This is a genomic window from Streptomyces natalensis ATCC 27448 (assembly GCF_000935125.1).
GTDB classification, from domain to species: Bacteria; Actinomycetota; Actinomycetes; order Streptomycetales; family Streptomycetaceae; genus Streptomyces; species Streptomyces natalensis.
In genome coordinates, this window is record NZ_JRKI01000026.1 from 77,626 (window position 1) to 102,837 (window position 25,212).

Here is a 25,212-nt window from a genome sequence, read left to right on the forward strand (position 1 = left end):
ACGGTCGCGCCGGCGTCTGCTTGGGCTACGCACCGGTCGCCATGACCGAGCTGTGGCCGTACGCGCAGAGCGGCGCACCGGCGTTCGGGGAATGGCTGCTGTCCCGTGCGGCCCCGGCCCGTCGCTGATCACCATGGTCGGCGGGCTGCTGCTGGCAGGCGGGGTGGGACGCCTGCTGCTGTCACGTCAGGCGGGCCTTCGGCCCTGACGCATCGGCGTCGAACCGCACCGCCGCCACGCGCTCGCGCGACCCCCGGTCCAGCAGGACCACCGAGGCCGCCTCGCGTACGAGGTCCGGGACCGGCTGCGTACCGCCGCGGTGTCCGCGGGCCGGCAGCGCCCGCAGCAGGCGGTCCAGGCCGCGCCGGTGCCGGGCGAAGGCGCGGCGCGGGGCCCGTCGGCCGCGGGACTCCTGGCCGGAAAGAGCCTCGGCGACCCCCACATCCAGGAGGACCAGGTGGAGTTCGCGTCCCTGCCATCCGGCTCGCCCGGCCAGCCATCTGCGCATCCACGGCCGGCCTCCGCAGTCGTGCACCAGCACGGGCCGGCCTCCGTCCACCGCGGCACGCATCCACCGGAAGTACCGCCATCGCGCCCAGGGCCGGTAGACGGCGTACGGCAACCAGCCCGGCATCACCGCCTCGCAGGCGACGTGGACCACCCTCGGGTCGATGACGAGCGCCGCCTCGGACCAGCGGCGCAGCAGCGTGCTCTTACCGCTTCCCGGCAGTCCGGAGACCACCAGCACCGTACCCGCGGGGTACGACAACACCGACGGGACGTCCCCCGAGTCCTCGTACGCGCCCGGGACACGGAAATCCACCAGTCCGCGCGGGCGAAAAGCCGCCTCGTCACTCTCGTCACACTCGTCACGGGGATCGACCGGCTTCTCCGTCTCCGTCGTGCTCGCCGGCTCGGCCGCATCACCCAATGAACCGCTCCCCATCCTCTCCCCCGATGCCCACGGCACCCCGTTCCCTCGTCTCCCCGTTCCCCCGTCCTCGGCTCCCCCGCCGCCGACGAACCATGAAATGTACAGCACTGATCTACAGCACTGTAGAAATCCCCTGGGCAGGACAACGCACACACACCACTCCTTCGCCCCGCCGTCCCCAACCAGTAGCCGCGAATCCCCTTCCACACGGGCGGATCCGTCGCCATACTGCACCTACGGCAACTCACTCACCATCCGTTCACGGAGGGCGAGTTGAACCACCGGGGGATCGGGGGACGGGGGACGTATGTCCGTATCCAAGCAGCCCAGCCCGACGTTTTCGGCTGCGGCTTCGACTGCGGCGGCAACGTCGCGGCACATCCGTAGCGAGGCCACGCGGCTGCTGTGTGCGGGGGTCTACTTCGACAGCGACTTCCGTCACCGCGTCATCGAGCAGCTGGTCGAGCACGAGGAGCGGCCGATCGCGCCCTCGCTCGGCATCGATGCCCTGCCGGTCCTCGCGCATGCCCTCCAGGCCCGGCGCCGGGAGGCGGAGACCGGGCTGGTGCTGCTGGCCGTCTGGGGGCTGTTCATCGCGCTCGGGCTGGCGGGGGTCGGCGCGCAGACGGCCTATCCCATCCCGTGGTTCCTGGCGTACGGCGTGGTCTGCCTGGTGTCGTGGGGCGTGCGCGGGAGCAGAAGCTCCGTGTTCGGTCTCGGCCGGGCGGTGATCAAGGAAGCGACGCGCGGCCGGCTGAAGGCGGTGCTGCCGGTCGTGCCGGTCGCCGTGGGGATCGTCTACTGGGCGGCCGTGATCCTCGCGCTGGTCAACGGTGCCGACGCCTGGACGGCTGCGGTGTTCCCGGTGCTGCTGGTGCCGCCGGTGTGGTCGTACCGCACGCATGTCGTCTCCGTGATGCGGGAGAAGCTGAGCCGCGCCGCCTTCGCCAAGGCGACCCGGGAGACGCTGCCGGACACCGCCCAGTTCCGGCGGATCGGCGCGGCGATCGACCGCGAACAGCATGCGAGCCTGGCGATCTACGACCCGTTCAGGCCGTTCGTCGGGGCCGGTGAGCCGTACAAGCCGTGGTCGTTCGTCATGGAGCTGAAGCGGAAGGGGTGGCAGGCGACCCCGCAGAAACCGACGACGCAGAAAGCGGACCTGCACAAACAGTCCACCTGGGCGGAAAAGCCCGGCACGGGCGCAGGACCCGCCCCCGCGGCGGCCCCCGGGCCGCTCACCGGCCGCGAGGTCATCGACCTCATCACACCGCAGCTGGAATCCCTGCGCACCTCGGCCGCCGCCACCAGCCGCGACCGCCTGCGCACCCTCGAAGTCGACGAAATGGTCTATCTGCCGGTCGGGATGGCGCGCGGTCTGGTGAAGTACGAGGCCGCCACCGTCCAGAAGCACCTCAACGGTGCGGTCGGCGAGGGCGGCGAGGCACGCCGGCACTTTCTGCGCGTCAGGGTCGGAGCCTGGGACGAACAGGTAGCGATCTCGCTGCTGATCCGCGTCCACACCCAGGGCGGCATCCTGGTCCTGGAGGTCGTACCGCACATCCTCACCCCCGTGCGCCCGGAGTTCCGGTCCGTTGACGTGATCGCGGCACGCGGCGGGGAGGGCGTTCTGCGCGATGCCGTTCACAGTGTGCTCGGCAGCCCGTCGGCGGGTTTCGCCGCCGGTGTCGGCCTGCTGCGCACGGCCGTCTCGCTGTTCCGTGTCTGGCTGACGATCCCGGAGTTCGCGCTGCCGGACGGACCGGCCACGTCGGTGCGGGAGCTGGGCAGCGTGAAGGAGGTGTCCCTGCTCCAGGAGATGGACATCAGCCGCTACGTCAAGACGCTTCAGGACCGGATCGCCAGCGGGGTGCGGGAGGCGCTTCGTCAGAAGGGCTATGAGACGGGCGAGTTCGAGCAGTATGTGGTCAATGTGAACGGGGGCGGAGTGTTCATCGGGCAGATGAGCGGCGGCGCGGTCTCGTCGGGCGAGAAGTCGTCGGCGAAGCACTTGGACATCGTGGGCGATGTGATGGGTGGGCTGTTATGACAACGGGGACGCACGAGCCGGAGGAGACGGGCGAGGAGACGGGCTCGGAAGAGCGACGGTCCGGCAACTCACCTGTGGAGCAGCGTAGTTCGGGCGGGATCAGCGTCGGCGTGCTGACCGGGGGCGCGGTGGCGGCCGGGCCGGGAGCCTCGGCCGAGGACCGTTCGCGGCGCTTCGGCCGGTCGGCGCCCGTGCCGGCGCCTCCGGGGGGCGAGGCCGGGGCCGTGCCGCCGCCTGCCGCCCCCGACGGCGGTATCGGCATCGGCGTCATGACCGGTGGCGCCGTGGCCGCGGGCGCGGAGGCCAGGGCCCTGGACAACTCGACGCAGGCGCTCGACGCGTCGCCGGAACTCCGTACGGCCATGCGCACCCTGCGCGAGCAGTTGTGCCTGCTCAGCCCCAGCGAGGAGACGGCCGAGGTCGAGGCCGGGCTCGCCGAGGCCGAGGAGGAGATCGCCGCCACGGGGCAGGTTCGGCGCGACCGTTTGCAGTGGCTGCGCGAGCGGCTCGACCTCGGTACGTCGGCCGTGGCCGGGCTCGCCTCGGCGGTGGCCGTCGTCCAGCAGATCACGCAGCTCTTGGGCGGGCAGGGGTAGTCGGCGTGAGTCAATGGGACGAGGACAGACAGGACTGGGTGCAGCCGCCGCACCCAACGGGTCCGCCACCGGGGACCCGGCCTTGGCGCCTGCTGATCGCGGCGATCGTCGCGGTCGTACTGGCCGCGGCGGCCGTTACGGGAATCTGGCTGCTGCTGCGCGACGCCGCGAGTGGCAGCCTTCCGGAGGGCCCGGACACACCGCCGGGCTACACGACGCCCGGCTACACACCTCCTGGCTATACGCCCGGCTATACCCCACCCGGCTACACACCCGACTACACACCGCCTGGCTACACGCCTGGCTACACACCCGACTACACGCCGCCCGGCTACACACCCGGCTACACGCCGCCCGGCTACACACCCGACTACTCGCCGCCCGGCTACACGCCTGGCTACACGCCGTCTGGCTGAGTGCCGTCGGGAATGCTGCCCGGGACCGATTCCACGGCGACGGCGCGGCGCCGGTCGTTCCCGACACCGCGTCCGACCCGTGCGCGGCGGTCGGCTACGCCACGGCCCAGCAGTGGGGGCTGGGCACGGGCCGGCCGGACACCCCCACCGGCTCCGACGTCTCGCTGAAGTCGTGCACGTGGGACTGCTCCGGCTTCAAGGAGGGGACACCCGCCACCTTCCACGTCATCCGCAGCAAGGACATCCCCATGTCGCCGGCGCCGGGTCAGAAGCGGGAGGCGTGCGGGCCCTCCTGCGGATCCTCCCGGCCCCGTCCCTGGGCGCCCCCGGTAACCGCCGTCCGCAGAAGGGGCGTTGCCGCCGTCCTGGTGAGGCAGCGGATCTTGTCCGGGTCGCGGCCGGTGACGGCGGCGGTGGCGGCGGGGCCGTAGCCGAGGGCCGCGAGGACGAGGGCGTCGTAGCGCAGGAGGCAGTCGGTGGTGAGGGGAGTGGTCAGGGGTAACGGGGTGGCGTGGCGGCGGACTTCGTGGGAGAGGTGGTCCCAGGCTTCGGCGGTGGGGTTGACGGAGCTGACGAGCGTCTGCCAGTGCCTGGCCAGGGTGGCGAAGGTTTCGGTGACGACCGCGGCGGCCAGGGCCGCGGGCAGATGGGCGTGGGCGTAGGCGAGGTAGGGCGCGCGGTGCAGCGTACGGAAGGCCTCGAATGCGGGAGGCGGTACGCGTGCGGGTGCGGGGGCGAAAGGCATGGAAGTCCTGAGGGTCGCGGGGCCTGGCGAGGGCGGGGCGTGGGGACGGGGACGAGGGACGGGCACGAAGGGCGAACCGCGCGACGGGGGCGCGGGTCAGCCGAAGGCGCCGGCGGGGAGGTGGGGGCCGTGGGCGTCGGGCGGCGGGGTCCGGTAGGCGGCGTTCCAGAGGGGCCGTAGGTCGGCGGGGCGGCCCTGGAGGGCGGCGACGAGACGGGTGGTGGTGTGCCAGTCGGGGACGTCGGTGCCGTTGAGTGCGCGGGCGATGTGGTTGACGCCGAGCGTGTTGCCGGCGGCGCGGCGGATGGCCCACAGGTGGGGTCGGTCAGCGGCGAGGTAGAGGGCCCGTAGCGCCGTGTGGAAGCGGCGTTTGGCGTCGTCATGGTGGTGCGGGGCGGGGGGCCGCGTACAGGCTTCGGGGTCGGGCGGGCGCTGGGCGGCCTCCCACAGGGCGCGGAGTTCCTCGGGGTTGCCGTCACAGGTACGGGCGAGCCGTTCGGCGACGGGCCAGGAGGGCAGGCGCTGGCCGGAGAGGATGCGTGAGACATGGGAGGCGGAGACGCCGGAGGCGGCGGCGATGTCCTTGAGGGTCCGTCCGGTCTTGCGTTGGAGGGAGGTCAGGGCGCCCGCGAGGTGCTGGGCGGGGGTGTGCGTCGGCGGGCGCAGGGCGGTGCCGGCCGGGGGCAGCGGGGTGGCGTCGGCCGGCGGGCGGGGCGCGGGCAGCAGCGGGGAGGCGCCGCGGCCGCGGGCGGCGCGGCGGTTGTCCAGCCTGCGGGTAAGCGTTTCTTCGGTCCACTTCTTGCGCAGCCGTTCGGAGCTGAGGCCGGCGGGTGCGGCGAGGGTGTCCCAGGTGTCGCCCTGGACACGTCCGCGCCGGACCACGGCGGCCTCGGTGTCGGTGACCATCCGTTTGAGGACCGTGAGGTGGTGGAGGAGATGGGCGGAGGGGGCGCGGCCCTGGACGGCGGCGAGCAGATCGCTGACCATGCGGTTGAGGTCCTCAGCGGCCTCGTCCATATCGGTTTCGGGCATGGAGAGGTCGGGCGGGTCCAGGGACTTGCGGCGGGCGGCGCGCTTGCAGGGCTCGGAGCACATGGTGCTGGGGCGGCCGGGGCGGGCCGGTTGTACAAAGGACGCGCGGCAGTTCTGGCAGATCCGTCGCTGCGGTGCTGCGGGAGTCATGGGGGTGCCTCTTTCGGGGGGCGTACGGGAGAGGAAAGGCGCGCCCCGGTGGTCGTCCTCGGCCCTGCCGTGCGCCAAACTCGCGCACGGCAGGGCCGGATCGAAGGGGCTGCGCCGGGCCGGTCAGGGCGCCCGGCGGTCCGGGGGCCCGGTATGGCCGTCACCGTCTGCGGGCCGGCAAATGCGCCGGTAGGTGAGCCGGGATCCTCTCGCCGCCCTGATGCAAGCCATGGCCAGCGCGACCGCGGCCATGCTCCCTGCGGACCCGGTCCAGGCCATGACCGGCCAGATCAGCACGGTGATCAGGACGCTGCCGTGCACGGTGACTGTCAAGTCACCGGCACCGTGCGTTTCATTGCAGGAAGTCGGCGGCATGATACTTTCGGCACCGAAATCCACGGCCCATAACGGGCTTTGGTGGTGATAACGGTCATCTGGCATGAGCTTCTCCTTTGGTGCGTGCCGAGGAATCGATCGAAATCACGGTTGTTCGACAGGCCCTGGCCATGGAGTGGACGCCCCGGCCAGGGTCACTGTCTTCCCGGACTGGCCATCCGGTGTCGGGGAATCTACTTCGCCCTCGGTCCGTCGCGCCACGACCACAGAGGGTTATGGCCGTAGACGACCGGGCGGATCACGTAAACCCCTCCCCCGGGGTTGGTCACCGCCGTCGCCCGCCTCCCGGACCCGTGCGATCGATCCGGAACGAGATTGATCGGATGAGGCATCAGGGATGGTCAAAGCTGGTCGCTTTGGTGTTCAACCGCAGGAGGAATCCTGTACGCCGGGTCGCCTTCGGGGCGTACGGTACGCGCGCACGGTTTGCCCCTCGCGTGCCTGCGCGCCACCCCGCGCCACGGCCCGCCACCAGCCGCGGCCGTCCGACGCGAGCACCTGGCCGCCTCCGTGGGACCGGTGTGGCCCGGTCACGGTTTGCGGGCGAGGACCGCTCCGTTCGCCCCCGGGGCCCGGAACGGCACGGTCCGTACGGCATCGAAACCGGCCGCCCGCAGCCACCGCCCGTACTCCGCGGCCGTGTAGTTGCGCCCCGGAGTGCCGATCAGCATGTTCAGGCTCATCAGGGCCGCATCGGCCGGTCCGGTCTTGTCGTCGTCGACGAGCAGTTCGCTGATCACCAGGGTGCCGCCGCTGGGCAGCGCGCGGAAACAGGCGGCGAGCAGCTCCCGGTTACGGGTCTCGTCCCAGTCGTGCAGGATCATGGACAGCAGGATCGTGTCGTGCCCGCCCGGCAGCTCCGGGTCGGCGAAGAAGTCGCCCGGGTGGACGCCGATGCGTTCCGACAGCCCGGCCTCGGCGACCCGGTCGGCGGTGAACGCGCAGACATGCGGCAGGTCGTAGACGGTGGCCCGCAGCCCGGGGTGGTAGCGGCACAGTTCGATGGCGAAGGCACCCCCGCCGCCGCCGACGTCGAGCAGTCGCGCCGTACCGAAGTCGACCGCCCGGGCCAGGGCGCGGCCGGTGAGCGCCGAGAGCGGGTAGAGCCCGTCCCAGAAGAGTTCCGGGCGGTTCTCCGCCTCGAAGAGGCCCTTGTCCGGTTCGGGGGCCTGCCGGGTGGGGCGGCCGGTGCGGACCGCCTCGGTGACCCGCATCCATCCGGGGTAGACGTAGTGCTGGAGCATCCGGACGTAGTCCCCGAAGTAGTACGGCCGCCCGCGCACCAAGTACTCCTCCGCAACGGGGGAGTTGACATAGCGCTCGCCGTTGCGCCGCAACAGGTCCAGGGATGCGCAGGCGGTCAGCAGCATGTCGGCGGGCCGTGCGGGGATGCCCAGTCCCTCGGCGGTCTCGGCGGCGCTGGCACCGCCCTCCTGGGAGAGGAAGGTGAACAGGCCGACGTCCTCGGCGGCCACCAGCGCCTGCGAGGCCCACAGTCCCGAGGTCAGGGCGAACAGCGGGTCCACGGGAGGCGCGCCGTGCGCCGCGTCGCCGGGGGAAGCGGGGGAATGCGGGGGCCGGTCGTCCATGACGCAGCTCTCCCGTCTCTCCGCCCCCGCGGCGGAGTCCTCGAAGCGAACCGGTATCCGGTGGTGGGGACGCCGGGTCAGGACCGGCCGACTCATGACCAGTCGGCGCCCGGAGACGATAGCAGCAGCTGATCATTACCGCGATGGTTCCGGGGATCGTCCGTGATGCCCGTGGGGGTCCGCGTAGTCCCCCTGGGATCAAGGGAGTTGGCGGCGATGCCCGTATCCGGGCACCGTGCGGGACGCCGTGCCCGGCCGGGGGCCGCGCGGAGGCCGGCGGGCGCGCGGCGGGCGGCCCTCTATCCTGAAACCGGCACCCGCTCCGCGCCCGCCACCCCTCAACGTCTCCCGCCCGCAATAAGGACAACTCCCCCGTGAAAAAGAGCGCGATAGCCGGCCTCGGTCTCCTCGGCCTCCTCGCGGCGGCCGGTGCCTACGAGAGCAGCACGCTGGCCAGCAATCCGATGTCCCTGGCGGAATACAACGCGATCAAGGTCGGCAGCAGCCAGAAGGATCTGCTCCGCTATGCCAGTACGTGCCAGCAGGAGGACACGGCCGCGCCCGGGGACGGCTACCCCGTCACCTGGACCTGCTACGGCGCCGACGGGAGCAGCAATGCGGTGTTCTTCTACTCCCGGGGCCAGCTGTTCAGCAAATCGGAGACGGGGCTCGAATAGCGCCCTGCCGCGGGGCCGTCCCACCGGCCCGGCGGTGGGGCGGTGCGGCGGTCAGCCGTCGGTCACCTCGGAGAGCCGGAACGGCCCCGCGGCGCCGGGACCGAACATCACCGGCAGATTGCGCCCCTGCGGCACCACGACCAGCGGCTCGTCACGGTATTCCCGCAGGAATTTCTCCAGCGGCTCCCAGATGAGGCTCCGGTACGCGGAGGCGGACCGCTGACGTTCAAAGGACAGGGTCAGCGCGGCCTCGCTCACGGAGACGCTCACGGCGCCCACCTCCAGCCACTCCCCACCGATCCAGGCCTCGAGCCTCACATACGACATGCCCAAAGAGTGCCTGGCCAAGCGGGTGACCGCAATCTGTCACCACCCGAGCGCCCCCGACCGGACGTGTCTCCCCGCCAAGGACCCTAGGCCCGGCCCGGCCGCGTCCCCCTGCCGTCCAGGAGCGGACGGGCGGGGTTCCACACGTCCCCCCGCTTGCGCGCGGCCATCCCCGACAGCGCTTCGAGCACGATCCGGTTCCCGAGATATGCCGTGATGTCGGCATGGTCGTACGGCGGCGAGACCTCGACCACATCGAGGCCCGCGACGGGCAGCTCCAGGGCCAACCGGCGTACAGCGTCCAGGAGTTGGCGCGAGGTGAGGCCGCCGGGTTCGGGCGTACCGGTGCCCGGGGCCATCCCCGGGTCGACCACGTCCACGTCGACCGAGAGGAACACCGCATCGCAGTCGTCCAGCGCCAGGGCCATCGCCTCCTCCAGGCAGGCGTCCAGGCCGCGCGAGACGATCTCGCTCATCTCGTACGAGCGCATCTTCTGGTCGGCCATCCAGTCCAGGGTCTCGGGCCCCGGCCAGTAGCCGCGCAGCCCCATCTGGAGGAAACGGTCGCCGCGCGCCGCGCCGGATTCGATCAGCCGGCGCATGGGCTGGCCGTGGCCGTGCAGATGGCCGAACTCGATGTCGCCGGTGTCGGCGTGGGCGTCGAAGTGGATGATCGAGACGCGTCCGAAGCCGTGGTGGCGGGCGACGCCGGTGACGTCGGGCAGGGCGATGGTGTGGTCGCCGCCGAGAACGAACGGCACCGCCCCGGAGGCGGCGATGGTGGCGACGGCCTCCTCGATCGCCGCGATGCTGCCCTCGATGTCGCCGGCGAACATCTCCACATCACCGGCGTCGAGCACCCGCAGATCCCGCAGCCCGTCGACGCGCATCGCCAGGGAGGGCCGCGAGCCGTCGTGCGCGCCGTAGTCGGTGGAGCGGATCGCCTGCGGCCCGAAGCGGGTGCCGGGCCGGTGGCAGACACCGCCGTCGAAGGGGGCGCCGACGATGACGACGTCGGCATCCCGGTAGGTGTCGGGTTCATCGAGGGTGCAGCGGTCCACGCCGAGGAAGGTGATGTCGGGACCGAACATGGGGCCGTAGCGGGGCATGCGATCTCCCGGGGGCGGAGGGGCGGCGCGCGGGCAGGGCGCGCCCGGTCGGCGCGGCGACGGCGGGGCCACCGGCCGTCCTGACTTTAAAGTCAGGACGGGGCGGATTCAATCCCCCGACCTGTGGCAGGATCGGCCCCATGAGCGCGAACGACGGCCGGGAACGGATTTTGCGCGCGGCCCTGGAACTGATCGCCCGCGACGGCTTCGACGGCGTACGCATCGCCGATATCGCCCGCCGCGCCGGGGCCTCCACCGCGCTGGTGCACTACCACTTCTCCACCCGCGCGCAGTTGCTGACCGCCTCCCTCGCCCACTCCCTGAGCGCCGCCGAGGCCCGGCTGGAACGCCGTACGGACAGCGAGCACCGCTCCGCACCGCCCGAACGGCTCGCCGATCTGATCGACTTCGGGCTGCCGCTGACCCACGAGGACGTCATGGAATGGCGCCTGTGGTCCGAACTGGAAATGCGGGCCGCCGGCTCCCCCGAACTCGCCCGCACGCTCGCCTCGCTCAACGACCGGATCATCCGGCCGCTCGCCGCCACCGTGACGGCCGGGCTCGCCACGGGCGACTTCCGCGACTGCGACCCCGACGAGGTCGCCACCGTCGCCCTCGCCCTCCTGACGGGCCTCGCCACCCGCCTGATCGCCCGCGACCGTGCCCTGACCCTCGCCCACGCCCGGCACCTGGCGGGCCGTCAGCTCGCCCTCGCCGTCGGCTACGCAGGCGAACTCCCCTTCCAGACCCTCCCGCCACAGCCCGCCCCGGCCCCCGGCACCGAAAACCCGTCCGCCGACGCCGCCTCGCCGCCCCGCCCCTCCGCCCGCCGCCGCGCGCCGAGGACGAGCTCGCGTCCGTGAGATCTCCGCGGGGCGCGTTCCTGAGGTGCCGCAGCGGTCGGCGCCGGGCGGCAGCAAACCAGGCGATCGGCCCGGCCGGGAACAGCCGGGCGGGCCGGCTCGGGAAGCCCTCACCGCGCTGACGTGCTGCGGCATCCTGCCGCACAGGCACGAGGGGCGGCCCCGCGCACCGCCATCGGCGTACGCGCCGGCCGATCCCCCCTGCGCCGCCCGAGTCGTCCTTCCCTCGTCCCCTCCCGCCCGCCACGATGGGGCGATGGCAGGCCACCGCGCCCCGTTGGCGGACCGTCCCGTACCTTCCTGGAGCCACCGATGACCACAGACCGGCACGGACATCGCATGACCGACACCGGCGCCGAGGCGCTGGAACACTACGAACAGGCCCTGGACGACCTGCTGTTCTTCCGGCCGGAGGTGGCCGGCCATGCGCAGGCGGTGCTCACCGCCGCGCCGAGATCGGTGATGGGGCAGGTCCTGGCCGCGTATCTGGGGGTGCTGGGGACCGAGGAGAAGGACACGGCGGCGGCGCGGAAGGCGTTCGGGCGGTTCCGAACGGGGTTCGACGAGGCGGCTGCGACGCCTCGGGAGCGTATGCATCTGGCCGCCGCGGCGGCCTGGCTGGACGGTGACCTGCACGGCGCGGGGCGGATTCTCGACGACCTGAACATCGCCCACCCGCGCGATGCGCTGGCGCTGTTCGCCGGGCATCAGCACGACTTCCTCACCGGGGACGCCGCGCGCCTGCGCGAACGGATCGGCGGCGCGCTCGGCGCCTGGAGCCGGGACGACCGGCACCATGGGCCGCTGCTGGGCATGTACGCGTTCGGGCTGGAGGAGACCGGGCACTACGAGCGGGCCGAGGAGGCCGGTCTGGCGGCGCTCGCACAGCATCCGCACGATGTGTGGAGCATCCACGGCGTGGCGCACACCTACGAGATGCGGGGCCGTTTCGGCGACGGGATCCGCTTCCTCGACGACCGGAGCCGGGAATGGTCGGCGGGCACCTTCCTGACCGTCCATACCTGGTGGCACTACGCCCTGTACGCACTGGAACGGGGCGACACCGCCCGCGTACTGGAGATCTACGACTCCGCCATCCACCACGAGTCCTCGGCGCCGGTGGCGATGGAGCTGCTCGACGCCGCGGCGCTGCTGTGGCGGCTCCATCTGGCGGGCGACGACCAGAGCACACGGTGGGGCCGGCTGGCCGATGCCTGGGAGAGCCGTCAGGACGGCGCCCACTACGCCTTCAACGACGTGCATGCGGTGATGGCGTACGTCGGGGCGGGCCGCCTGGCGCAGGCCGAGCGGCTGGTGCGGGACCGGCAGAGCTGGGTGTCCGAGGCGGCCCCCGGGGTGACCAATCGCGCCATGACGGCCGAGATCGGTCTGCCGGTGTGCCGGGCGCTGATCGCCTTCGGCCGGCAGGAGTACGCGCGGGCCGCCGATCTGCTGCTGCCGCTGCGCCACCGCCTCCACACCTTCGGCGGCAGCCATGCGCAGCGGGACGCCGTCCAGCGCACCCTCGTCGAATCGGCCCTGCGCGCCGGCCGCGCCGAGCTGGCCCGGACGCTGCTGAGCGCACGCATCCAGCTGCGCCCGGTCTGCCCGTACAACTGGTCGGCGCAGGCCCGCCTCGAAGAGCAGCTCGGCCGGGCGGACCGGGCCGCCGCCGCCCGCGAGCGCGCCGCGGCGCAGGCGTCGGGGAGGGGGTAGGCGGCGATCCCGTCGTCCCTCGCCGCCCCCACACCCCGGAGGTAACCTGAACCCAGTGCTCGGCCGAGCACTGCTGCCCCTGGTGCCGCCGGGGAGGTCGGATGACCGTCTGCGAGAGCCTCCGCCCCAGCAAGGCGGACGCGCCCCGTTACACCCCCATCGCCGAGCACGGTCTGATCGGCGATATGCGCACCGCCGCGCTGGTCGGGACGAACGGCACCATCGACTGGTACTGCTGCACACGGTTCGATGCGCCCAGCGTCTTCGCGGCGATCCTCGACGCCGACCGCGGTGGTGCCTTCGAGCTGGCGCCGGACGTACCGGCCCGCACCAAGCAGTTCTACTTCCCCGACACCAACATCCTGATCACCCGGTTCTTCGCCGACGGCGGCGTGGGCGAGGTCCAGGACTTCATGCCGATCGTCGACGACTCGCGCGAGGCGGACCGGCACCGGCTGATCCGGCGGGTGCTGTGCGTGCGCGGCTCGCTGCCGTTCAGCGTCCGGGTGGCGCCCCGTTTCGACTACGGCCGGCAGCCGCACACCGTGGGCACCCGGCAGTGCCAGACCGTCTTCACCTCCCGCGCCCTGTCCCTCGCACTGACGTCGAACATGCCGGTCGAGATCGACGGCCCGGACGCGCGGTCCTCGTTCACCCTGGCCGAGGGCGAGTCCGCGGTGTTCGCCCTCGACCGGATCGGCGACGGTATCGAGCCACGGGACTGTGCGGTGACGGAGGCGGAGCAGCTGTTCGGTGCCACGGTGCGCTACTGGCGCGGCTGGCTGTCCCAGTCGCGCTACCGGGGACGCTGGCGGGAGATGGTGCACCGCTCCGCGCTCACCCTCAAACTCCTGACCTACGCGCCGACCGGCGCCATCGTGGCCGCCCCCACGACCAGCCTCCCCGAACAGATCGGCGGCGAACGCAACTGGGACTACCGCTATGTATGGGTACGCGACGCCGCCTTCTGTCTCTACGCGCTCCTGCGGCTCGGCTTCACCGACGAGGCCAAAGCCTTTGTCCATTTCCTTTCCGAGAACATCTCCCTGGACGAGACCCCCGGCGGCCCGTTGCAGATCATGTACGGCATCGACGGCCGCAGCGATCTCCCGGAAGAAGAACTCCCGCATCTGGAAGGCCATTGGGGATCGGCGCCCGTACGGATCGGCAACAATGCCGTCAAACAGCTCCAGCTCGATATCTACGGCGCCCTGATCGACTCCCTCTATCTCTACGACAAATGGGGAGAGCCGCTCTCCAGCGAGCACTGGGACACCGTCGGACGGCTGGTGGACTGGGTCTGCGCCAACTGGGACCAGCCGGACGAAGGCATATGGGAGACCCGGGGAAAGATCCAGAACTTCCTCTATTCGCAGCTGATGTGCTGGGTGGCGATCGAACGGGCGATCCGGATCGCCACGCACCGCGGCCTGCCGGCGGACCTGGTCCGCTGGTCGGGGACGCGCGATGCGATCTACCGGCGGATCATGCAGCGCGGCTGGTCCGCCGAGCGGCGGGCCTTCGTCCAGCACGAGGGCGACGATGTGCTGGACGCGGCGGTGCTGATGATGCCGCTGGCGAAGTTCATCTCCCCCACCGATCCGAAATGGCTCTCCACCTTGGACGTCCTGGGCGAGGGGCTGGTGTCGGATTCCCTGGTCTACCGCTACGACCCGCGCAGCAGCCCGGACGGCCTGCGCGGCGATGAGGGCACCTTCTCCATCTGCTCGTTCTGGTACGTCGAGGCCCTCTCCCGCGCCGGCCGTGTCGACGAGGCCCGTCTCGCCTTCGAGAAAATGCTCACCTACGCCAACCACCTCGGCCTGTACGCGGAGGAAATCGGCCGCACCGGCGAGCAGATAGGCAATTTTCCGCAGGCGTTCACCCATCTTGCGCTCATCAGCGCCGCATTCAATCTCGACCGGACACTGGGGTGAGCGGCGGGGATCGTGCGCCCCTCGCGGACCTCGCGTACACGGACTTCGCGTACACGGACCTCGCGTACACGGACCTCGCACACACGGAGAGCGACGAATGCGTCACGAAAGGGGTGCGGCCCACCGGCTGCGCCCGGGTCAGTCGGCCAGCTTCCCGTGAATGTCGCGCAGGGCTTCCTCGAGGGTCTCGGCCGCCTGGTCATGGCCGGTGAATCCGTCGTCCTCGGCGGGGTCGACGGTGTACGCCCAGCCGGTGTCGGGGTGCCCGTCGATGGTGGCGGAGTGCCGGCTGCCGGCGATGGCGAGGGACAGGTTGCCGCCGGGGAAGCCGGTCACCTCGGCGTGGACCCGGTCACCGAAGACGCTACGGACGAGGTCGCGGGCCTGCTGGGGGTTCATGGGCTGCTCCTGCACACACAACAGTCCCCGGTAGTCCTCATCGACGCCATCTACCTCAGTCGTCGCCGAGTCTCCGACATCGCAGGACTTCCGGGGGCCTAGCCAGAGCCACGCCAAGGGTCTCCTGCCGACAGACGTCTCTGCCGACGGTGCGGCTCTCCGGTTGTCTGGTGTAGTAACCAGTTTCCTCCCAGTTCAGGAGGAGTCAAGAGGAACCAGGAGGAGTCAGGAGGAGTCAGGAGGAAGAGTTCGTCCGCTCCCCCGCCGCCGCCCTTGCCCGCGCATAGTGGGCGGCGATCTCGTCGCTGGTCGTCGCCCAGACCCCGGGGTGGTTCACCACGTATTCGAGCGCCTGGTCCAGGTACTTGCGCCGGAACGCCTGGCCGACGACGAACGGGTGCAGGGCCGGCGACATCACCCGGCCGCCGTCCGCCGCATCCTCGTGGAGCTGGTCCAGCTGGTCCTTGACGATCTGCACGAAGTCCGGTCCGGTGAGGCCCTTGCTGACGAACAGGCCGATGTCGTTGAGTTCGACGGAGTACGGCACGCTCAGCATGCCGGGCACATTGAGCGGGTACGGCTGGTCGTCGTTGGTCCAGTCCAGTACGTAGCTCAGGCCGAGTTCGGCGAGCAGGGCCGGGGTCTCGAAGGTCTCGGTGGGAAGCTTCACATATATGTGAGGGTCAAGGCGGGGCGATGTGAGGCCGGTCATGTGCGCGACGACGGCCGATCAGCCCCCGGCTCCCGTCCCTGCCCCAGCCCCCGCGCCCGTCCCTGCGCACAGCGCGCATCGGTCCCTGCTGTCCCATTCCTCCCACCCGAAATCCCCGGGCGACAGGGGCAGCCCCTCCAACTCCTTGCGCACCGCCACGCGATAGGCCCAGACGGCGGCGAGGTAGGGGTGATAGGCGTCGTGGAAGGCGCGGGAGTTCTGTGCGGCGCCCGCCGCGACGGCACGCCGTAGGGCGCCGAGACGTTCGAACATCGCCTGTCCGGCGCCGGCGACGGCGGTGGTCGCATCGATGAAGAGCCGTTCGCGCACTTCGTAGAGCTCGGCATCGTTCAGCGCGGCGCGGGTGGCCGCGTCGAGATCGACTTCGGCCTGCGGGGCTTGGGCTATCTGGCGCAGCCGCGTATGGCAGGCCCCGGCGGCCGTGATGAATTCGATGTACACCGCACGCCGCCGCGTCTCCACGCCGCGGTCGCTGTCATGGCGATGGCGTAGATGGTCGGCCAGAACCGTGCCGGAGATGGCCACAAGACCACCACTCACCGTCGCCACGAGCGTTGCCCAGTCCACGTTCCCCCCGTTCCGTGACCCCTGACCCCTCACTGCCCGTCGGTCACACACACCACACACAAACCCGCTGGACGGTTCGCACAGTGAAGGGACATTCACGCAGTTCACGCATATTTATTCATCACGATCCGTCTGCCGTATACGTACGGATCATCACGGACTACACCACGTGAGCGGGGATCTTGGCCCCGCCGGCCGCCCCGGTGGGGCGACGCCGCAGTACATCCGTCCTTGGCTTGACGAAACGGCCATGTCCGATCTTGACTGCCGGGGTCCCCCCGTGGGTCGTGTCCCCCTACCGACTACCAGAAGGTCTCGAACATGACGGTTGACGCCTCCGCCGCCACTGAAGTCGGGCAGTTCTTTCTCGGCGACTCGTTCCCCTGTCTGGCAGGCCGCTCGGCGTGGCGGCAGGGTGGGATCACTCATCACCATTACACGTGGTTCGGGGACGACGACACGGCGCGGCAGATGGCGGCCGACCTAGAGCGGTACGTGAAAGCGGTGGACTGGGACGCCAAGCCCTTCACCAGTTTCGTGGCCACGTTCTCGGGACCGCTCCAGCTGTCGGAGATCGAGTTCGAGGACATGTTGTGGCGGCAGCTTCAGGCCCTGCACGATCATGACAGCATCGCCCACGGGTGGGCCGAGGGCTACGACCACGACGCCTCGTCCGGCGCCTTCGCCTACAGCGTCGCGGGGCACCCGTTCTTCGTGATCGGACTGCACGAGACGCACAGCCGTATCGGGCGCCGTCCGCCCTTCCCGATGCTGGCGTTCAATTCGCATGCGCAGTTCGACCGAATAAAGGCCGCCGGACTGTGGGACCGGCTCCAGGAGAAGATCCGCAAGCAGGACATCGAGCTGCAAGGCAATATCAACCCCAATCTCGTGGAGTACGAGAAGCTCTCCGAGGCCCGGCGCTACTCGGGCCGGCGGAAGCCCGAGGACTGGGTCTGCCCGTTCTCGGCCCGGGTCTGAGCCCAAGGCGAACGATCACCGGCGCGGGCGGCCTGCCGGAAGGCCGCCGCGCACCGAGGACCACGGGACCGACGCACCGCGCACCACGGCACCGACGTACCGACAGGCACGCGGCGTGCGCTCTTTCGATCGCGTTCAATTTCCGGTCATGCCCACCGCACACCCTGTCGGAAGGAGATGTTCCGCTTGGTGACACCGCCGTGGCCGGCACGCCGGCCAGGGCACGGAGGGCCACATGGCCGGCAGCGAAACCAGCGCCGCAACCACCGCCACCCCAACCTCGACCTCAGCCACCAACCGCCGTCGATTCCTCATCACTTCCTCCGCCGCCGTCGCCGGGGCCGGGGCCGCCCTGGCCCTGCCGGGGCAGCGCCGCAGCAGCGCGGCCGCCGACACCCCGCCCGCGCAGGGCGCCCCCGGTTCGTCCCCGGCCCGCCCATCCTCCGGGCGAGCGGCCCCCTTCGGGGCCACGACCCTGGAGACCACGGCACGCCTGGCGCCCGGCAGCGGCTACCGGCGCCTGGTCTCCGGTCCCGGATGGCCGCTGGCCGTCCGGGACGAGCTCGCCGCCGCGCGGTCCGGCCGCGCCGACCGGCGCACCGCGCTCGCCTGCTTCGTGCAGGTCACCGATCTGCATGTGGCCGATGTGCAGAGCCCGTTGCGTACGGAGTTCCTGCGCGCCGGCTCGCCGGGGTCGTGGCGGGCACAGGAGGCGCTGTCGGTGGCCGGTTCGGTCGCGCTGGTGGAGCAGATCAATGCGCTCGGCGACGGACCGTACACGGGACGGCGGCCGGCGTTCGTCATGTCCACCGGGGACAACGTCGACAACCACTCCGCGCTGGAGCTGGAGTGGTTCCTCACCCTGATGAGCGGCGGCCGGATCACCCCCAACTCCGGCGATCCCCGCGCCTACGAGGGCGTGCAGAACTCCGGTCTGCCGCTGTACTGGCACCCCGACTCCGGCCTCTCCGACCAGGACAAGCGGCGCGGTCTGCCGCGGATACCCGGCTATCTGGAGGCGGCGCTGCGCCCGGTGGTCAGCCCCGGTCTGCGCATGCCGTGGTACTCGACGCCCGGCAACCACGACGATCTGCCCGGCGGCTGCCTCTCCCCGTACGATCCGGTCCTGCGCGAGTACGTCACCGGGGCGCGCAAGCTGTACTCCGTACCGGATGCGGAGGTGGCCGCGCTCGCCCGCGTCCTGGACACGGGCGGGGATCCCAAGAGCACCGTGCTCAGGGAGATTCTGCTCCGTCACGCCGCCGGAGCCCGTGCTGTGACGCCGGACGAGCGCCGGCGCATGCTCACCCCGCACGAGTATGTGCGGGCGCATCTGGACCCGGCCTTCGCCGGCGCGGGACCGGCCGGGCACGGGTACAGCGAGAACCAGCTGGACGGTGAGCGGATGTACTACTCCTTCCGCGCGGCGGACGGGGTCCTCGGCATCAGCATCGACACCACCTACCGCAGCGGGCACTACGAGGGTTCCGTGGGCGACGAGCAACTCGCCTGGCTGGAACGGACGTTGGCGGCACACAGCGCTCACTACTACGACGCGGACGGGCGGCCGGTGCGCAATGCGGCGGCCGACGATGCGCACATCCTCGTCTTCAGCCACCACCACAGCCCCAGCATGACGCGACGCCCGGATGCGGCACGGACGGAGGAGAAGCGGCACGACGGGGAGGAGGTCATCGCGCTGCTGAACCGGTTCCCGAACGTCGTCGCATGGATCAACGGCCACAGTCACATCAACCGCATCACGCCGCACCCCCATCCTACGGCCGCCCGCTCGTTCTGGGAGGTCAACACCGCCTCCCATGTGGACTATCCGCAGCACGCCCGGGTCTTCGAACTGGTCGACAACCACGACGGGACACTGTCCCTGTTCACCACCCTCATCGAATCCGCCGCCCCGCACCGCACCGACTTCGACGACCTGTCGGCCGTGGGTCTGGCGTCGCTCTACCGCGAGGTGTCCTACAACGCCCCCGGGCTGGCGGCGCAGATGGGCGGTGGCGTCCATGAGGCGATGGCGGGCCGGGCGGTGGACCGGAACACGGAGTTGGTGGTGCGGAGGGGGTGAGAGGCCGGGCGCTCGAAGTGGCCGGGAGGCGGGGGCGGTTGAGCACCGGACGGCGGTGAGCACGGGGTGCATTCGGGGTATCACCTTGAGTAACCCGCCTTTTGTGCCCCTGGGAGCTGCTCATGAAGCACACCCATCCCCAGCCCGGCGATATCGGACTCACTCAGATATCCGGCGTCACCGGCCAATTGATCCGCTTCGGACAATGGCTCAACAAAGAAGGCTTCGCCGACTACGAACACGCCTTTCTCGTGCTGCCCGACGGACGGCTGCTGGAGGCCGAGCCGGGCGGTGCCCGTATCGGCAGCCTGAGCGCCTATGACGGCGCCCCCGTGCTCTACGTCTGCCCCGAGGGGCTCACCGCACCGCAGCGCACCGCCATCTGTGCGGCGTCGGAACGGTACGTCGGGGTGCCCTACAGCTTCCTCGACTATGCCGCGATCGCCGCGCACCGCTTCCGCCTCCCCGTTCCGGGGCTGCACCGCTACATCGCGAGCACGGGGCACATGATCTGCTCCCAGCTCGTCGACCAGTGCTATCTGGACGCCGGGGTGCATCTCTTCACCGACGGGCGCTGGCCCGGCTATGTCACGCCCATGGCGCTGTACGACCTGCTGGCCTGACCGGCGGGGCCGGGCACGCCACGGCGGACGCCGGACGTGCCCGGCCGCGGTCACCGGGGCGCCGGGCCCGAGCAACCTGCCGCTGCGCCGAATTCACGTGCCGGGCTTGCGGCCGTAGACATAGACGTCGTCGCCGTAGCCGAGCAGGGACCAGTACTTCTTGGCGTCCACGGGGCGCATATTGACGCAGCCGTGCGACCCCGGGGCCGACCAGACACTGCCGCTGATGGAGTGGAACGCCTGGCCGCCGTCGAAGAACTGGCTGTAGGGCATGGCCACGTGGTACAGCGTCGACACATGGTGCAGATGGCGCCAGTAGATCTTCGAGGAGCCGGTACGGGTTTCGAAACCGTTGCGGCCGGTGCGCACCGGTACGGGGCCGAAGACCAGCTTCGATCCGTCCTGGACCCAGCTGATCTGCCGGTCGAGATCGACGCAGGCGATGCGTCCTCGGGTCGTGGGGCACTTGTGCGCCCTGTTCGGTTGGCGCCCGGCGGCCTGCTGGCGGGCGACCACCTGCATCACACCCCAGGTGACGGGGCCGGCGTAGCCGTAGTTCGGGGAGATGCCGTGGTCGGTCTGGAAGGCGCGGATGGCGCGGCAGTCGGACTCCGACTGTTGGCCGTCGACCCGCAGCCCGAGGAACCGTTCCGCCTGCTTCTGGTAGGGGCCGCGCAGCCCGTGACACGCCGACTCGGAGGCCGCCGAGGCGGGCGAGGCGACGGCCACCGTCAGGGGGACCGTCAGCGCGGTCAGCGCGAGCGCCGCACCCGCTCGGCGTCCGGCGCGGGACCGGCGTATGCGCAGGTTCAGTAGTCGTCTCATACCCGGTATGACCCGGCACCCCGGGCACCGGTTGCAAGGGCGGGACATCGTATATATCTGCTAGGTCGTATTACGGCCATGCGGCCGTCGCGCGCCGGGGGCGGACCAACACAGCCGGGGGACCAGCCGCGGGGGGCCGTCCGACCGCGCCCATCGCGCGGCCGGACTCCTCAACGCTCCGTGCACCCCGCGGTTCAGCGGTGGTGCGCGACGTCCACGACGAGCCGGTTTCCGGACTGGAAGACCCGGAACGGCAGCTTGGCCCGGGTGCCCAGGCCGACCTGGGTCTGTCCCTCGAAGCTCGCCCCGAACTCGGCGTCCCGGAACGTCTCGTATCCGGCGAGGTGCACACCGGGAAGCGGCTTGCCGGCCTTTCCGGCGTAGGTCTGCTTGCCCGTCTGCGGGTCGTAGCTGGACGCGGAGACGAAGACCTCCAGGATGGCGCCGCCCTTGACCGGTATCACCTCACCGGAGCCGTCCTGCTGGAACTGGTCCACATAACCGACGTGGTAGCCGGCCTTGCCGCTCGCGCCGCCGAGGTCGAAGACCATGCGGTCGTAGCAGGCGCTGCGGCCGGTCCTGATGTTCTTCAGCGGCGCGGCGCTCGCGCCCGTGGCCGATTTCGTCCCGCTGCCCCAGGCGGTCGAGCAGGCCGCGGCCGAGGACGCCCGGCCCGTCGGGCCGGAGGCGGCGTCGGCCGTCCCTGCCGTGGCGGCCAGACCGGCTGCCGTCAGTGCGAGCGCCGCGGCCGCTGTTCCCCACCGTCGCAAGATGTACCTCCACAAATGTCGTGCGTGCAGATGCATGCAGGAGGACGTACGCCGGTGCGAAGACGTTGCGTACGGAGGGGGTTTCGGCCGGCGCGGTGGCGAAGTCGTCGGGATTACGCGGGTGTCGGCCCGGCGTTCGAGGCGCCGACCGCGACCGGTAACGTGCTTCTCAAGGGATGAGGAGCCGATGAGCAGCCAGAGCCAGGGGACAACTGCCGCCGCCCGGGGACGGGATGGAGCCGGTGGCTGGGATGCCGACGCGATGCGGGCCAGGTTGGCGGAGATGGCGCGTCAGGATCCTCGGTGCGAACGGTTCGGCGCCGAAAGGCACCGCTACCGGCTCAGCCCGCCGCGCGCCGCCGCCGACGTCGACGCCTTCGAGGCGCGGTACGGCATCCCGCTCCCCCGCGACTACCGCGACTTCCTGACCCAGGTGGGCGAGAGCGGCGCGGGGCCGGGCTACGGCCTGTTTCCGCTGGAGGGGCTTTGTTACGGGCCACCGGACGAGGACGAGGACGACGACGGGTGGGCCGCGGACGACGAAAAGGCGCAGGACCGGCAGCCCGGAGTCCTGACGACGCCCTTCCCGCTCACCGCGGCCTGGCGCCCCGGCCCCAGGGAGCGCTACGAGCAGGCGGCGCTGGTGACGGGGTCGCTGGCCATCGCCGAGATGGGCTGCGGGGAATTCGTCCGGATCGTGGTCACCGGCCAGGACGTGGGGCGCATCTGGTTCGCCGACCAGGTCTGGCCCGCTATGACGCCGGGGCCGTACTTCCGCGAGTGGTACCTCTCCTGGCTGGAGTCCGACGCGCCGCGCCGCCCCTGACGTACGACGCCCCGCCCGCCCGCCGTCAGCCGGCGCCCCGTCCGCCGGCGGCCGACCTGCGGTCGTCGAACTCCGCCGGGAACTCCTGGTCCGTCGGCTTCGGGGACTCGGGGCCGTACTCCGTCATGACGACGGTCTGCTCGATGCGGACGATGCGGTAGACGCCGCCACCGAGGATGACCTGGTCGGCGGCCTCGCTCTGGATCTCGTCGGCCACCTCCAGATAGCGGTCGCCCCACGCCGGATTCCACACCGCCTGGCCACGGAAGATCTCGGCGAGGCCGTGGCGTGCACCCTTCTCGGTGGGCAGTGCCGGGAACATCTGACGCCAGCCGCGGTCTTCGAGGACCATGGCGGCATAGGCGGTGTACACGGACGGCGCGGTCCGCTCGACGGGATTCGGCGCAGCGAGCGTCCGGGCGCCCGCCCGGGCCCCGCCGCTGCGGGCGGCGCAGGTGTTTCTGCTGCTGTTCGTCATGGATCAAGGATGGCGAGGGGGTGACATAGTCCCCGGGTACTTGCCGACGAATCGTCCGATCAGGTGACGTGCGGGAGGCTGTTCCCCCGGCGTCGGCGTGAAAGGGTGGAAACAAGGCGAAATCGCCACATCGCCAGCGCCACATCGAAAGTGCCCATCGAAGCGGCCGCAGCATCGCGATGCTCCGCCGCATCAGGAAGGAGACGGTATGTCCTCGAAGCGACGCCGCAAGAAAAAGTCGCGCCGTAACCACAAGGCCAACCACGGCAAGCGGCCCCAGTCCTGACCGCCGCGCCGGGCTCCTCGCGCGGCGGACCGGCCGCACGCGGGGAGCCCGGCGGATCACCGCAATCGGTCAGGCCGAGGCGTGGCCGGCGCCTCCGGAGATTTTCTCGATCGCCTGGCGGGCGTGTTCCCCCGACGAGCGCGCGGGCAGCGGCGATACGGACGACGACGCGACCGCGGGCTGCGGTTTCGCCCGCTCCTGCGGTGCGGGGGCGGCCGGGGCCGGGGCCGGCGCCGTGGTCGGGCGGCCGCGCAGCCGGTGGCTGGCGGCCTCGTCCAGGCTCACCGCCCGCTTCCACCGGGCGGCGAGCCGTCCGGCCTCCTGGCCGAGTGCGGCGACGTCCTCCCATTGCAGCCGGAGCGTCACCCGGAGTTCGGCCTCCCCATCGGGCAGGGCGATGAGCGGGGGGATTGCGGGGATTGCGGGGTCGGTCATGTGCCCCTCCTCGGACGATGAGTGGTGAGGAGTAATACGCAGCGGGCGGCGCCGGCGTTCATCCGGACCGGGCTCCGTCGCGGATGCGTCCCCAAAGTCCCGTCGGGCCCCGCTCCCCGCTCACTCACCACGCCGCAGGCGCGTAATCCTTCAGGAAGCAGCCGTAGAGGTCCTCGCCCTGTTCGCCGCGGACGATCGGGTCGTAGACGCGGGCGGCGCCGTCTACCAGGTCGAGGGGGGCGTGGAAACCTTCCTCGGCCAGCCGCATCTTCTCCGGGTGCGGACGTTCGTCGGTGATCCAGCCGGTGTCGACGGCGGTCATCAAGATGCCGTCGGTCTCCAGCATTTCGCGGGCGCTGGTGCGGGTGAGCATGTTCAGGGCGGCCTTGGCCATGTTGGTGTGCGGATGGCCGGCGCCCTTGTAGCCGCGGCTGAACTGGCCTTCCATCGCCGAGACGTTGACCACGTACTTGCGGCGGGCCGGGGATGCCGCCATGGCCGGGCGGAGCTTGCCGACGAGGAGGAAGGGTGCGGTCATGTTGCACAGCTGGACTTCCAGCAGCTCGACCGGGTCGACCTCGTCCACCTTCTGGATCCAGCTGTTGGTGGCGTGCAGGTCGGGGACGAGACCGCCGGCGTCGATCGCGGTGCCGGCCTCGATCCGGGCGGGCGAGGCGGAGCCGGGGGTCAGGGCGAGGGCGGTGAGCTGTTCGGCGGACGGGCCGCGGTCACCGGACGCCGGGGACGCGGGCAGCGCGGCGGGGGTGCCGCTGCCGAAGTGGCCCAGGACCAGGGAGGCGGGCAGTTCCCCGGCGGGCAGCGGGGCCGATTCGGCGTCGACGAGGCGGCTGTAGGCCTCGGGCGAGCGGCGCACGGTCTGGGCGGCGTTGTTGATCAGGATGTCGAGGGGGCCCTCGGCGCTCACCGTGTCGGCGAGGGCGATCACCTGGGCGGGGTCGCGCAGATCGATGCCGACGATCTTCAGCCGGTGCAGCCACTCCGCGCTGTCCGGCATCGCCGTGAAACGGCGGACGGCGTCGTTGGGGAAGCGGGTGGTGATCGTGGTGTGCGCGCCGTCGCGCAGCAGGCGCAGCGCGATGTACATGCCGATCTTCGCGCGGCCGCCGGTGAGCAGGGCGCGCCGCCCGGTCAGGTCCGTACGGGCGTCGCGGCGCGCCCGGTTCTCGGCGGCGCAGGCGCGGCAGAGCTGGTGGTAGAAGGCGTCGACCTCGACGTAGCGGGCCTTGCAGACGTAGCAGCAGCGGGGCCGCTCCAGGATCCCGGCGATCTCCGTGGTCACGGAGCTGGTCAGGGCCAGGCCCTGGGTCTCGTCGTCGATGCGGTCGGTCGCCCCGGTGGCGGTCGCGGCGGTGACGGCGCGGTCGTTGGCGGTCTTGGCGGCCCGGCGTTCCGAGCGCCGGCGCTGCTTGACCTTGCGGTAGATGCCGGCGGTGGCCCGCCGTATGGTGATCGCGTCGGGGTGCTCCAGCGGCAGCGCGTCGAGCTCCTCCAGGACGCTCAGGCAGACCGCCATCCGCTCCGCGTCGATTCCGGCGCCCTCGGCCCGGCCTTCTTCGATCACCGTCATCGCCGCTGCGCCGCTTTCCGTCAAAGGGGCCCGGGTGCCCTGCGCACCGCCCCGCTTGCTGTGTGGCTGTCGCGAACC

27 protein-coding genes are annotated in these 25,212 nt (G+C 71.2%); 12 read left to right on the forward strand and 15 right to left on the reverse strand.

What is annotated here, in order from left to right:
* Nucleotides 1-181: 181 nt before the first annotated feature.
* Nucleotides 182-823: an AAA family ATPase gene (locus SNA_RS16105; protein WP_241779694.1), complete on the reverse strand. Its 642-nt coding sequence runs from the start codon at nt 821-823 to the stop codon at nt 182-184.
* Between the two features lie 418 nt (nt 824-1,241).
* Between SNA_RS16105 and SNA_RS16110 the strand changes: the two genes are divergently transcribed.
* Genes SNA_RS16110 through SNA_RS41270 form a run of 3 tightly spaced genes read left to right on the forward strand, consistent with a single transcriptional unit; the run spans nt 1,242 to nt 3,996 of the window.
* Nucleotides 1,242-2,984: a hypothetical protein gene (locus tag SNA_RS16110; RefSeq protein WP_030068688.1), complete on the forward strand. Its 1,743-nt coding sequence runs from the start codon at nt 1,242-1,244 to the stop codon at nt 2,982-2,984.
* Nucleotides 2,981-3,580: a hypothetical protein gene (locus tag SNA_RS16115; RefSeq protein WP_051877434.1), complete on the forward strand. Its 600-nt coding sequence runs from the start codon at nt 2,981-2,983 to the stop codon at nt 3,578-3,580. The genes SNA_RS16110 and SNA_RS16115 overlap by 4 nt, the downstream gene beginning before the upstream one ends.
* Before the next feature lie 5 nt (nt 3,581-3,585).
* Nucleotides 3,586-3,996, forward strand: coding sequence for a hypothetical protein (locus SNA_RS41270; RefSeq protein WP_157879942.1), 411 nt, complete (start codon nt 3,586-3,588; stop codon nt 3,994-3,996).
* 265 nt (nt 3,997-4,261) lie between these two features.
* Here SNA_RS41270 and SNA_RS38330 read toward each other — a convergent pair whose 3' ends face one another.
* The 4 genes from SNA_RS38330 to SNA_RS16135 all read right to left on the reverse strand — a co-directional run bounded on the left by SNA_RS38330 (nt 4,262) and on the right by SNA_RS16135 (nt 7,908).
* Entirely contained in the window at nt 4,262-4,741 is a 480-nt protein-coding gene (locus SNA_RS38330; RefSeq protein WP_052808928.1) for a hypothetical protein, read from the reverse strand.
* Between the two features lie 96 nt (nt 4,742-4,837).
* Nucleotides 4,838-5,923, reverse strand: a complete 1,086-nt coding sequence (locus SNA_RS16125) for a helix-turn-helix domain-containing protein (RefSeq protein WP_104531984.1) — start codon at nt 5,921-5,923, stop codon at nt 4,838-4,840.
* 123 nt (nt 5,924-6,046) lie between these two features.
* The gene (locus tag SNA_RS42355) at nt 6,047-6,364 is read right to left on the reverse strand and encodes a hypothetical protein (protein WP_157879943.1); all 318 of its coding nucleotides are present in this window, start codon (nt 6,362-6,364) and stop codon (nt 6,047-6,049) included.
* Nucleotides 6,365-6,849: 485 nt separating this feature from the next.
* Nucleotides 6,850-7,908, reverse strand: a complete 1,059-nt coding sequence (locus SNA_RS16135; RefSeq protein WP_078969947.1) for a methyltransferase — start codon at nt 7,906-7,908, stop codon at nt 6,850-6,852.
* Between the two features lie 374 nt (nt 7,909-8,282).
* On the opposite strand from SNA_RS16135, the gene SNA_RS16140 reads away from it, so the two are divergent.
* Nucleotides 8,283-8,585 carry a hypothetical protein gene (locus SNA_RS16140; protein WP_030068681.1) on the forward strand — a complete coding sequence of 101 codons (303 nt, stop codon included), beginning with the start codon at nt 8,283-8,285 and terminating at the stop codon, nt 8,583-8,585.
* A 51-nt stretch (nt 8,586-8,636) separates the two neighbouring features.
* Here SNA_RS16140 and SNA_RS16145 read toward each other — a convergent pair whose 3' ends face one another.
* Nucleotides 8,637-8,912 (reverse strand): hypothetical protein, encoded by a 276-nt coding sequence (locus SNA_RS16145; RefSeq protein ID WP_030068680.1) that lies wholly within the window; start codon nt 8,910-8,912, stop codon nt 8,637-8,639.
* Nucleotides 8,913-8,998: 86 nt separating this feature from the next.
* The gene (speB, locus tag SNA_RS16150; protein ID WP_030068679.1) at nt 8,999-10,021 is read right to left on the reverse strand and encodes an agmatinase; all 1,023 of its coding nucleotides are present in this window, start codon (nt 10,019-10,021) and stop codon (nt 8,999-9,001) included.
* Between the two features lie 140 nt (nt 10,022-10,161).
* Between speB and SNA_RS16155 the strand changes: the two genes are divergently transcribed.
* The 3 genes from SNA_RS16155 to SNA_RS16165 all read left to right on the forward strand — a co-directional run bounded on the left by SNA_RS16155 (nt 10,162) and on the right by SNA_RS16165 (nt 14,537).
* Nucleotides 10,162-10,884, forward strand: coding sequence for a TetR/AcrR family transcriptional regulator (locus tag SNA_RS16155; protein ID WP_051877433.1), 723 nt, complete (start codon nt 10,162-10,164; stop codon nt 10,882-10,884).
* 339 nt (nt 10,885-11,223) lie between these two features.
* Complete coding sequence (locus tag SNA_RS16160; RefSeq protein WP_241779695.1) at nt 11,224-12,600, forward strand: tetratricopeptide repeat protein; 1,377 nt, start codon at nt 11,224-11,226, stop codon at nt 12,598-12,600.
* 101 nt (nt 12,601-12,701) lie between these two features.
* Complete coding sequence (locus tag SNA_RS16165) at nt 12,702-14,537, forward strand: glycoside hydrolase family 15 protein (protein WP_044365572.1); 1,836 nt, start codon at nt 12,702-12,704, stop codon at nt 14,535-14,537.
* Nucleotides 14,538-14,675: 138 nt separating this feature from the next.
* On the opposite strand, the gene SNA_RS16170 is transcribed toward SNA_RS16165, so the two are convergent.
* From SNA_RS16170 to SNA_RS16180, 3 genes are all read right to left on the reverse strand, one after another.
* The gene (locus tag SNA_RS16170; protein ID WP_051877432.1) at nt 14,676-14,936 is read right to left on the reverse strand and encodes a hypothetical protein; all 261 of its coding nucleotides are present in this window, start codon (nt 14,934-14,936) and stop codon (nt 14,676-14,678) included.
* A gap of 235 nt (nt 14,937-15,171) precedes the next feature.
* Entirely contained in the window at nt 15,172-15,606 is a 435-nt protein-coding gene (locus tag SNA_RS16175) for a polysaccharide deacetylase family protein (RefSeq protein ID WP_241779696.1), read from the reverse strand.
* A 60-nt stretch (nt 15,607-15,666) separates the two neighbouring features.
* The gene (locus tag SNA_RS16180; protein ID WP_030068671.1) at nt 15,667-16,236 is read right to left on the reverse strand and encodes a hypothetical protein; all 570 of its coding nucleotides are present in this window, start codon (nt 16,234-16,236) and stop codon (nt 15,667-15,669) included.
* A gap of 321 nt (nt 16,237-16,557) precedes the next feature.
* Between SNA_RS16180 and gntA the strand changes: the two genes are divergently transcribed.
* The 3 genes from gntA to SNA_RS16195 all read left to right on the forward strand — a co-directional run bounded on the left by gntA (nt 16,558) and on the right by SNA_RS16195 (nt 19,926).
* A complete protein-coding gene (gene gntA / locus SNA_RS16185) occupies nt 16,558-17,217 on the forward strand; it encodes a guanitoxin biosynthesis heme-dependent pre-guanitoxin N-hydroxylase GntA (RefSeq protein ID WP_030068670.1) in 660 nt (219 codons plus the stop codon).
* A gap of 235 nt (nt 17,218-17,452) precedes the next feature.
* The gene (locus SNA_RS16190; RefSeq protein ID WP_044365574.1) at nt 17,453-19,303 is read left to right on the forward strand and encodes a TIGR03767 family metallophosphoesterase; all 1,851 of its coding nucleotides are present in this window, start codon (nt 17,453-17,455) and stop codon (nt 19,301-19,303) included.
* 122 nt (nt 19,304-19,425) lie between these two features.
* A complete protein-coding gene (locus tag SNA_RS16195; RefSeq protein WP_030068667.1) occupies nt 19,426-19,926 on the forward strand; it encodes a C40 family peptidase in 501 nt (166 codons plus the stop codon).
* Nucleotides 19,927-20,019: 93 nt separating this feature from the next.
* Here SNA_RS16195 and SNA_RS16200 read toward each other — a convergent pair whose 3' ends face one another.
* Nucleotides 20,020-20,751, reverse strand: coding sequence for a L,D-transpeptidase family protein (locus SNA_RS16200; RefSeq protein ID WP_044365576.1), 732 nt, complete (start codon nt 20,749-20,751; stop codon nt 20,020-20,022).
* A gap of 194 nt (nt 20,752-20,945) precedes the next feature.
* Complete coding sequence (locus tag SNA_RS16205; protein WP_044365578.1) at nt 20,946-21,521, reverse strand: AMIN-like domain-containing (lipo)protein; 576 nt, start codon at nt 21,519-21,521, stop codon at nt 20,946-20,948.
* A gap of 187 nt (nt 21,522-21,708) precedes the next feature.
* On the opposite strand from SNA_RS16205, the gene SNA_RS16210 reads away from it, so the two are divergent.
* Nucleotides 21,709-22,347, forward strand: a complete 639-nt coding sequence (locus SNA_RS16210) for an SMI1/KNR4 family protein (RefSeq protein WP_044365580.1) — start codon at nt 21,709-21,711, stop codon at nt 22,345-22,347.
* 25 nt (nt 22,348-22,372) lie between these two features.
* Here SNA_RS16210 and SNA_RS16215 read toward each other — a convergent pair whose 3' ends face one another.
* The gene (locus tag SNA_RS16215) at nt 22,373-22,825 is read right to left on the reverse strand and encodes a DUF5954 family protein (protein WP_044365582.1); all 453 of its coding nucleotides are present in this window, start codon (nt 22,823-22,825) and stop codon (nt 22,373-22,375) included.
* Nucleotides 22,826-23,033: 208 nt separating this feature from the next.
* Between SNA_RS16215 and SNA_RS45425 the strand changes: the two genes are divergently transcribed.
* Entirely contained in the window at nt 23,034-23,111 is a 78-nt protein-coding gene (locus SNA_RS45425; RefSeq protein ID WP_466421286.1) for a 50S ribosomal protein bL37, read from the forward strand.
* A 69-nt stretch (nt 23,112-23,180) separates the two neighbouring features.
* Here the strand turns inward: SNA_RS45425 and SNA_RS16220 are convergent, their stop codons facing one another.
* Both SNA_RS16220 and SNA_RS16225 read right to left on the reverse strand, forming a co-directional pair.
* The gene (locus SNA_RS16220; protein ID WP_044365584.1) at nt 23,181-23,546 is read right to left on the reverse strand and encodes a hypothetical protein; all 366 of its coding nucleotides are present in this window, start codon (nt 23,544-23,546) and stop codon (nt 23,181-23,183) included.
* A 124-nt stretch (nt 23,547-23,670) separates the two neighbouring features.
* The gene (locus SNA_RS16225) at nt 23,671-25,134 is read right to left on the reverse strand and encodes an SDR family oxidoreductase (RefSeq protein ID WP_044365586.1); all 1,464 of its coding nucleotides are present in this window, start codon (nt 25,132-25,134) and stop codon (nt 23,671-23,673) included.
* Between the last annotated feature and the right edge of the window lie 78 nt (nt 25,135-25,212).

What these genes read in the sequence shown, in the direction of transcription:
- SNA_RS16210 (WP_044365580.1), top strand. Translation starts at nt 21,709, where the DNA reads ATGAGCAGCCAGAGCCAGGGGACAACTGCCGCCGCCCGGGGACGGGAT.
- gntA (WP_030068670.1), top strand. Translation starts at nt 16,558, where the DNA reads ATGACGGTTGACGCCTCCGCCGCCACTGAAGTCGGGCAGTTCTTTCTC.
- SNA_RS42355 (WP_157879943.1), bottom strand. Translation starts at nt 6,364, where the DNA reads ATGCCAGATGACCGTTATCACCACCAAAGCCCGTTATGGGCCGTGGAT.
- SNA_RS16145 (WP_030068680.1), bottom strand. Translation starts at nt 8,912, where the DNA reads ATGTCGTATGTGAGGCTCGAGGCCTGGATCGGTGGGGAGTGGCTGGAG.
- SNA_RS16155 (WP_051877433.1), top strand. Translation starts at nt 10,162, where the DNA reads ATGAGCGCGAACGACGGCCGGGAACGGATTTTGCGCGCGGCCCTGGAA.
- SNA_RS16135 (WP_078969947.1), bottom strand. Translation starts at nt 7,908, where the DNA reads ATGGACGACCGGCCCCCGCATTCCCCCGCTTCCCCCGGCGACGCGGCG.
- SNA_RS16195 (WP_030068667.1), top strand. Translation starts at nt 19,426, where the DNA reads ATGAAGCACACCCATCCCCAGCCCGGCGATATCGGACTCACTCAGATA.
- SNA_RS16225 (WP_044365586.1), bottom strand. Translation starts at nt 25,134, where the DNA reads ATGACGGTGATCGAAGAAGGCCGGGCCGAGGGCGCCGGAATCGACGCG.
- SNA_RS16165 (WP_044365572.1), top strand. Translation starts at nt 12,702, where the DNA reads ATGACCGTCTGCGAGAGCCTCCGCCCCAGCAAGGCGGACGCGCCCCGT.
- speB (WP_030068679.1), bottom strand. Translation starts at nt 10,021, where the DNA reads ATGCCCCGCTACGGCCCCATGTTCGGTCCCGACATCACCTTCCTCGGC.
- SNA_RS45425 (WP_466421286.1), top strand. Translation starts at nt 23,034, where the DNA reads ATGTCCTCGAAGCGACGCCGCAAGAAAAAGTCGCGCCGTAACCACAAG.
- SNA_RS16115 (WP_051877434.1), top strand. Translation starts at nt 2,981, where the DNA reads ATGACAACGGGGACGCACGAGCCGGAGGAGACGGGCGAGGAGACGGGC.
- SNA_RS16200 (WP_044365576.1), bottom strand. Translation starts at nt 20,751, where the DNA reads ATGAGACGACTACTGAACCTGCGCATACGCCGGTCCCGCGCCGGACGC.
- SNA_RS16215 (WP_044365582.1), bottom strand. Translation starts at nt 22,825, where the DNA reads ATGACGAACAGCAGCAGAAACACCTGCGCCGCCCGCAGCGGCGGGGCC.
- SNA_RS16160 (WP_241779695.1), top strand. Translation starts at nt 11,224, where the DNA reads ATGACCGACACCGGCGCCGAGGCGCTGGAACACTACGAACAGGCCCTG.
- SNA_RS16125 (WP_104531984.1), bottom strand. Translation starts at nt 5,923, where the DNA reads ATGACTCCCGCAGCACCGCAGCGACGGATCTGCCAGAACTGCCGCGCG.
- SNA_RS16190 (WP_044365574.1), top strand. Translation starts at nt 17,453, where the DNA reads ATGGCCGGCAGCGAAACCAGCGCCGCAACCACCGCCACCCCAACCTCG.
- SNA_RS38330 (WP_052808928.1), bottom strand. Translation starts at nt 4,741, where the DNA reads ATGCCTTTCGCCCCCGCACCCGCACGCGTACCGCCTCCCGCATTCGAG.
- SNA_RS16110 (WP_030068688.1), top strand. Translation starts at nt 1,242, where the DNA reads ATGTCCGTATCCAAGCAGCCCAGCCCGACGTTTTCGGCTGCGGCTTCG.
- SNA_RS16220 (WP_044365584.1), bottom strand. Translation starts at nt 23,546, where the DNA reads ATGACCGACCCCGCAATCCCCGCAATCCCCCCGCTCATCGCCCTGCCC.
- SNA_RS16170 (WP_051877432.1), bottom strand. Translation starts at nt 14,936, where the DNA reads ATGAACCCCCAGCAGGCCCGCGACCTCGTCCGTAGCGTCTTCGGTGAC.